Source organism: Chamaesiphon sp. OTE_8_metabat_110 (assembly GCF_031382685.1).
GTDB lineage: Bacteria > Cyanobacteriota > Cyanobacteriia > Cyanobacteriales > Chamaesiphonaceae > Chamaesiphon.
On the sequence record NZ_JANMZA010000025.1, the window covers coordinates 1 to 6,512 of the forward strand.

Here is a 6,512-nt window from a genome sequence, read left to right on the forward strand (position 1 = left end):
TATAGCTATTCATTATGCGCCCACAACAGCGAAATTTGGCATAGTAAACAGTACTAACCGGATCGGTGGTGCGATCGGTCAAAATATCGATTCCGATCCCATTCCTGCCCATTTGAATCCCCGAGCTGTGAATATAGCGTAACTCACCTAAATGCAGTGCGACATGATCCGTCTTCTCCGGCGTACCAAAGAAAATCAGATCGCCAGGTAACATCTGCTCGATCGAGACTGGCTCCACAAAAGCTTCCTGCTGATAAGAATCGCGCGGCAACCAAATCCCCTGCGACGCAAATGCCGCCTGCATCAAACCCGAACAGTCATAATTCGGAGCCACCGTTCCCCCCCATAAGTAATGATTGGGTACTGCCATCGCCGCTTGAGTAAAAGCGATAACTTCCGGGATACTTGCGGCAATTGTAGATCGATCGATTTTCACGAATTTATATAGATCGGTAGTAACTTCCAGATGCTCGACATCCGTAAGTTTCAGCCAAGCTGGATAATTATCTTCACGCAATCGAATCGGGAGAGCTTGCGCTGTTGGCGTTAGCGATTCGATCTGCAAATGTCTACCAGCAACGGCTTGCGTCGCCAATCCTTCGCAAGCGGGGGAACTGTAGAGATCGAGATTCGCTCGACATCGATACTCATTATTAGTAGTTAAGTTCATCTTAATTTTTTTAATTGTTTATCGGGGCGATCGAGCCATACTTCTCCGAAAAATCACTGATATTTAGCTCGACGATCGCCAGATCGATCGAGTGTAAATACCGAGCGATCTCAGTCACAGTAAATCCCAAAAAAGCGATTAGGATTGAGGATGCAGCACCCAAAGTTATCGAGCTAGATCTTGCTGGGAGCCAAAAGAACGCTCGATCGAATTGGCATTTTATAAAGTCTATACCGCTCTAGGCTCCCAATGTGTAATTTTCGATCGCGATTGGGGAATATTAGTAAAGCTGCCAGTTGCGCGATCGCGATGCTGTACGGCTACCGACAGCGACAACACACTTTTATCTTTAATTGAGGAGTCATTGACTGTGGCAATGAGACCACCTAAATATAACTCTCAAGGTTTCACCTTGATCGAAATGCTGGCAGTAATCACCCTGGCTGGCATCATCATGGGATTTGCCCTACCTTCATTTCTGTCACTGAATAAACCATTGCGCGATGGATCTTTGGCATTAAGTCGCAGCTTAGTTTGATTCGATCGAAAGCGATCGCTAGCGGTCAAGCCTACCGGATCAGACCTAGATATCTTACTGATGCTGAAGTCAGAGCTGCAAATCCCAATAGAGCTTATCCGCAAGCTGCTAATAACTTCATCGTTGAATATGCCGCCAATTGTCAAGTAACTAAATATGGTGCGGGTACGCCTAATGGTTGGATGGCAGCTTCTCAATTAGATCTAGATTTGCCAGCGACTGTTGGAGTTGTCTCGGCGGTAGTTGGTGTAACACCAACTGCCGATGGAAATTGGTCTTATCCGCTTGCCAGCGGAGGGGCAACTACTAATCCCCTAGTTGAAGCACCCCTAAATTGGAGCATCTGTTTTGACAATCGCGGGATTGTTTCTACCCCTGTATCTGTAACTCTTCAAGATTTTCAAGGCAACAATCGCGCGACACGGGCATCAATTAATGTTATTGGGGTCGGTAGTGTAGATATTACTACTAATGTTATAATTCCGCCCGGCAGCGGCGATAATCCTATTTATTAAAATAATTCAAGTCACAACTTATTCTAAAAACATCATAATCTTATTAAGACTATTTTATCTTAATGTCTTCTCATGAAATTAATATATTTGTTTATGAATCTAAAACTTTACGACAAAAAAGCTTGCGAATCCTCCAATACAGAGGCAGGATTTAGTTTAATTGAGACAGTAATTGCGCTTACAACGCTGGGAGTTTGTCTTGCTTATGCAATGCCATTATTCTTATATGCCAAAGTAAATAACTCCAAGAGTGAGATTCGCACGGGGGCTTTGATTGTATCTCAGCGAGTCTTCGATAAGATTCGATCGGAATCGATTGCTGATCTACCTAGCAATGATGGTGTAGCTAATGCCTCACCACCAATCAATCCTAAATCGCTACCAGTTGAAACTGCAATGGGGCGACCATACCAAACAACGGTTACTTATTGTGAGGGCGTAAGTACCGATTCAACAGTTTGTAGTGATAAATATCGAAAATTTAAAGTAGAGGTAAGTTATAATGGCACCAAAGTATACGATCTTGAAGGTACTTATACACAATTCGAGTAAAGGTCATAATTCTAAGCAAGGATTTACCTTGCTCGAACTAATTGCTGGTCTAGTAATGATGGTAATTGTGAGTAGTCTCGCACTGAATGCCTTTGTAAACGCTAGTACTTCCTTTAATAAAGACAAGAGAAACATTGAATCTAATCAAAATCTCACGGCTGTTTTAGAAATTATTGGTAATGATATCAGGCAATCTGGCGAACAAATCAACGATCCTCAGTTTCCAGTAATTAAAATAGAACCTGCCGCTACCGGAGACATGTCAGGAAGCTCTAAAATTACTATTCGTAGAGCCTTAACTTCACCATTGACCTTGTGTGAAGACATCGCGCCTACATTTGCAGCTACTAAAATAACAGTTACAGACGATACAAAAACTAGCTTTGCAAACTGCCTACCTGGAACACCAGTAACAGTAGGAGCGATTGTCAGACCTGCGCCACTAAAAGAAGCTCGCGACAAACGCTGTCAACTTGACGATCCTAATGGCGATTATTCTAGCCCTACTACGACTGATTTTTGTTTAACAACTAAACCAACTCTGCCAGATCCAGATCTAGAACAAGTTTTAGCGGCTGTCTCCGATCAAGCTGGAAACATGCGAACCTTTAAGTATGTCGATGATGGTGGTACTACTACTCCTAGTAAATATCAAATCGATATTACCGGACTCTCGCCAGATCCGACCACAACTTATATTACAGGCAAACCGATTTATTTGATTGAAGAACGCGTTTATACATTAGCCAGTGACGGTAGCTTCAAATTAAATATAGATAATAAAGGTGCTGCAACACTAATTAAAGGAATTGCCCAATTCAAGGTGTCTGCTAGAGTTTATGGCGATAAAACTACTAAAAATCCTGATGCCATAGATCCAGCATCAACAATTGTAGGCACTACCAATGTATTGCCATTATCACGGCGGTGTGTCTCGACCATTCCCTACTATATTTGTCAATTCAACAATGCAACTGTTGATGACTGGAAAACGCTCCAGGGAGTCAAGGTCGAGCTAGACGCTAAATATGATAGTACTGGGCGGGCATCAGAAAGCTCAACTAATCCTGGAGACATAGCTCAAGTTGCAAAAGATAAAGAGAAACTGAAAGCTATTGCTGAATACTTTCCGAGGAATGTTCTCTCCAAGTAATTGCGATATGCTTTAGTTAGATCGAGCGTATTATAGTAATATCCATAGGAGCATCCAATGAGTTGGCAAAGTTCGCAAACGATAGTAGACAGAATTTGTGGGAGTTTGGCTTACTTACTCCCGATCGCGGATGTAGCCTTTTTTGGTTATTTCGCTGTTAACCAATTTCCGATCTTTGGCAACTTGTATCGATCGCTAGCACCAGTATTGCAGCTCAATGGTGGTTTTAACGGCTTTATCCTATTTATATTGCTGTATGCCTGCGTGGTCGTCAATCCCAAGGTCAGCCGCTTTATTCGGTTTAATGTGCTGCAAGCAATTTTGATTGGCATCTTGTTATTCCTGTGCGGGTTCCCGATCCGGTTTGCCTTGGAGAGCAACTTATTACCCATTGTTGTAATTCAGGTGTTGATGAATACCGTGTTCTTTGGCACTTGGGCGATCGTGGTCTATGGTATTATTTCGTCAGCATTAGGTCGATATACAGAAATTCCGCAGTTATCTCAGACTGCTCAGATGCAGGTCGATCGATTCTAACTCAGTCAGGTCATGGGTAACTAATAACCAGCAAATCACGCTCTAACTCGATCGAAACCATTGACTCGATCGCAGTCGATCTGTCATAATAAGAGGCTGTCTATTACCTACGCTCGGATCGGGTTAAACGTTGACAAATGTCTCACCATCTAGATTGAGACTACCCGTACGGCATTTCACATCTGTAAAATTTATGACTTACGCAATTATCGAAACTGGCGGCAAACAGATGCGCGTCGAACCAGGTCGCTTTTATGATATCGAATTGTTACCCGGTGAAGTCGATAGCACCGTCTCGATCGATAAAGTATTTTTACTCGAAAATAACGGCAGCATCCAAATCGGTCAACCGTTAGTAGCTGGTGTGACCGTTGAAGGTACCATCATGCGTCACTACCGGGCACGCAAGATCATCGTCTACAAGATGCAGCCTAAAAAGAAAACCCGTAAAAAACGCGGTCATCGTCAAGAAATGACTCGCATGATGGTTGATTCTATTAGCGTCAATGGTGCAGTTATTGCCACGGCTGAAGCTGTCGCTAAAGCTGAAGTTGAAGTTGTTGCCAGCTAGTAGCTAGAGACACCTAAGTCATCGCATCGATTCCGCAATTGCAACATAATTTTAGTAATCCGAGGTAATTATGGCTTCTAAGAAGGGTACGGGTAGTACTAGAAACGGTAGAGATTCAAATGCTCAGAGATTGGGCGTCAAAAAGTACGGTGGTGAAGTAGTCAAAGCTGGCAACATCATCGTGCGTCAGCGCGGCTCGTCTTTCCACGTTGGCAACAATGTCGGTCTGGGTAAAGATTACACCATTTATGCTCTGGTTGATGGCGTTGTTACCTTCGAGCGTCGTGGCAAAAATGGTAAAAAGATTAGCGTTTATCCTGTAGCGGTTGCTGCTTAAGATTTATCTCAAAGCTTAGGAGTCTAAAATGGGGGTATACCTGCGGGTGTATCCCTATTTTAGTTGGCGAGGGTTTAACAGTGCCAGAGATCCAACCAGTCGATCGAAAAGCGGTAGAAGAACTGCAATCGCTCTATCTGTACTGTTTGGTGAAAATGCGGAGGCTCAACACGCTCGAAAATAAAACTGACGCAATTATCGAGCGATTGAGTCGCGATTGATATTTCGGGAGATTGGGAGCCTTGAAATCCCCCCATCAGTCTGAGCGGCGAGGATGTGCTGCCTGGGTTTATGCGATACCGTATTTATAGCAACTTCCCAGGTGCTTAGGACAGATCCCCAACTTCTTAAAAGGGGATCTAATCTCAAGGTTTAATAATGTCCTAATCCGCAAAAAAGTCTACCTAGCAAATACTAGATAGACTTATCGAAAATCATTAAATTCAGTCTAGAATAGACCTAAAGTTAAAGAAGTCGCGATCGGTAAAGTTGCACCGATACCTAAGTAGATCGTGAAGACAGTACCAAACAGGAAGACTGCCATTGCCACGGGACGACGGAAAGGATTTTGAAACTTGTTGACGCTTTCCAAGAAGGGAACGACTAATAGACCTAATGGTACGCCAGCCATGCAGGCGATTCCTAAGAGCTTGTTGGGTAATACGCGCAAGAGTTGGAATACAGGCCATAAGTACCACTCAGGCAAGATTTCCAATGGAGTCGCAAATGGGTTAGCAGGTTCGCCAACTAGAGCGGGGTCGAGGATAGCTAGCGCCGTACAACAACCGATCGTGCCAAAAATGACAACGGGGAAGATGTAGAGCAGATCGTTGGGCCAAGCTGGCTCGCCGTAATAGTTGTGACCCATGCCTTGAGCTAGTTTAGCTCTAAGAGCTGGATCGGAGAGATCCGGTTTTTTGAGAGTTGACATAGTAAATAATGACGTAAGGTTTGGTTATTTAGTGATGCCTCGATCGGAGTCGATCGGCAGGATGCTGAGTAAACTAATCGTGTAATATTACACATCATCCCACCGCCTGCGCCCAATTTACAAAGGGCCAGAGATTCCTTGTTTGCGAATCATGATGAAGTGCAGCAACATGAATACTGCAATCAACCAAGGCAATACGAAGGTATGTAAGCTGTAGTAACGGGTCAAAGTTGCTTGACCGACGCTAGAACCACCACGGAGGAGGTCAGCCATCGCTACACCTACAACAGGAATCGCTTCGGGTACACCAGATACGATTTTAACTGCCCAGTAGCCGATTTGATCCCAAGGCAGGGAGTAACCAGTTACACCGAAACTAACAGTTAGAACTGCCAGAATTACTCCAGTAATCCAGGTAAGTTCGCGAGGTTTTTTGAATCCCCCAGTGAGATACACGCGGAAGGTGTGGAGGATCATCATCAACACCATCATGCTGGCGCTCCAGCGGTGGATGGAACGAATCAACCAACCGAAGTTGACTTCGGTCATGATCTTCTGAACGGATGTGAAAGCATCAGCTACAGTCGGCGAATAGTAGAAAGTCATCGCAAAACCAGTAGCGAACTGGATTACGAAGCAGACTAAGGTGATCCCACCAAGGCAGTAGAAGATATTAACATGGGGTGGAACGTACTTACTAGCAATATC

At 44.0% G+C, this 6,512-nt stretch carries 11 protein-coding genes; 8 read left to right on the forward strand and 3 right to left on the reverse strand.

What is annotated here, in order from left to right; translation table 11 throughout:
* The coding region (locus tag RMO52_RS00875) for a C40 family peptidase (protein WP_310410145.1) at window positions 1-670 on the reverse strand (670 nt) is incomplete at its 3' end.
* 211 nt (window positions 671-881) lie between these two features.
* On the opposite strand from RMO52_RS00875, the gene RMO52_RS00880 reads away from it, so the two are divergent.
* From RMO52_RS00880 to RMO52_RS00915, 8 genes are all read left to right on the forward strand, one after another.
* Window positions 882-1,208 carry a prepilin-type N-terminal cleavage/methylation domain-containing protein gene (locus RMO52_RS00880; protein WP_310410147.1) on the forward strand — a complete coding sequence of 109 codons (327 nt, stop codon included), beginning with the start codon at window positions 882-884 and terminating at the stop codon, window positions 1,206-1,208.
* On the forward strand, window positions 1,205-1,723 hold the full coding sequence (locus RMO52_RS00885) for a hypothetical protein (protein WP_310410149.1): 519 nt from the start codon (window positions 1,205-1,207) through the stop codon (window positions 1,721-1,723). Before RMO52_RS00880 ends, RMO52_RS00885 begins: the two co-directional genes overlap by 4 nt.
* Window positions 1,724-1,795: 72 nt before the next feature.
* Window positions 1,796-2,275: a type II secretion system protein gene (locus RMO52_RS00890; protein WP_310410152.1), complete on the forward strand. Its 480-nt coding sequence runs from the start codon at window positions 1,796-1,798 to the stop codon at window positions 2,273-2,275.
* Window positions 2,226-3,428 (forward strand): type II secretion system protein, encoded by a 1,203-nt coding sequence (locus RMO52_RS00895; protein WP_310410154.1) that lies wholly within the window; start codon window positions 2,226-2,228, stop codon window positions 3,426-3,428. The genes RMO52_RS00890 and RMO52_RS00895 overlap by 50 nt, the downstream gene beginning before the upstream one ends.
* 57 nt (window positions 3,429-3,485) lie before the next feature.
* Complete coding sequence (locus tag RMO52_RS00900) at window positions 3,486-3,965, forward strand: Tic20 family protein (RefSeq protein ID WP_309737786.1); 480 nt, start codon at window positions 3,486-3,488, stop codon at window positions 3,963-3,965.
* A 193-nt stretch (window positions 3,966-4,158) separates the two neighbouring features.
* The gene (gene rplU, locus RMO52_RS00905; protein WP_309737788.1) at window positions 4,159-4,536 is read left to right on the forward strand and encodes a 50S ribosomal protein L21; all 378 of its coding nucleotides are present in this window, start codon (window positions 4,159-4,161) and stop codon (window positions 4,534-4,536) included.
* A 70-nt stretch (window positions 4,537-4,606) separates the two neighbouring features.
* The gene (gene rpmA, locus RMO52_RS00910; RefSeq protein ID WP_295618876.1) at window positions 4,607-4,873 is read left to right on the forward strand and encodes a 50S ribosomal protein L27; all 267 of its coding nucleotides are present in this window, start codon (window positions 4,607-4,609) and stop codon (window positions 4,871-4,873) included.
* 80 nt (window positions 4,874-4,953) lie between these two features.
* Window positions 4,954-5,094, forward strand: coding sequence for a hypothetical protein (locus RMO52_RS00915; RefSeq protein ID WP_310410158.1), 141 nt, complete (start codon window positions 4,954-4,956; stop codon window positions 5,092-5,094).
* 227 nt (window positions 5,095-5,321) lie between these two features.
* Here RMO52_RS00915 and petD read toward each other — a convergent pair whose 3' ends face one another.
* Complete coding sequence (petD, locus tag RMO52_RS00920) at window positions 5,322-5,804, reverse strand: cytochrome b6-f complex subunit IV (protein ID WP_309737791.1); 483 nt, start codon at window positions 5,802-5,804, stop codon at window positions 5,322-5,324.
* A gap of 117 nt (window positions 5,805-5,921) precedes the next feature.
* A partial coding sequence (gene petB, locus RMO52_RS00925) for a cytochrome b6 (protein WP_310410160.1) occupies window positions 5,922-6,512 on the reverse strand: 591 nt, incomplete at its 5' end.